The sequence below is a fragment of the Nocardiopsis sp. MG754419 genome, assembly GCF_018207095.1.
Classification (GTDB): Bacteria; Actinomycetota; Actinomycetes; order Streptosporangiales; family Streptosporangiaceae; genus Nocardiopsis.
Window position 1 is genome coordinate 1 of record NZ_QOCZ01000452.1, and the last position, 290, is coordinate 290.

General features: G+C 73.1%; 1 protein-coding gene. It reads right to left on the reverse strand.

Annotation, left to right across the window (positions count from 1 at the left end):
- Nucleotides 1–290: nucleotide disphospho-sugar-binding domain-containing protein (locus DSY14_RS28505; RefSeq protein ID WP_211719655.1), on the reverse strand; the 290-nt coding region annotated here is incomplete at both ends.

A 290-nucleotide genomic window follows, 5' to 3' on the forward strand; every position in this document is an offset into this window, starting at 1 on the left:
CCGTGGTGGACCACGGCGGAGCAGGTGGGCAGCAGGGCGTGCAGGGGGGCGAACTCCACCACGCGCACGTTGTCGGGAAGCTCGGGCAGGTCGCGTTGGTGGGAGGCGGCCACGGTGGCCACGACCTCCACGTCCAGCCCGGCCAGGGACCGCAGCACCTCGCCCACCGACACCGAGTAGCCGGCCAGACGTTCGACCGCGCTCAGTCCCAGGGTCAGCGCCACCCGAGGTCGCTCCGGATCGGCCCGCAACCACCGCGGCACCACCGCCGGACCGTTGAACGGCACGTA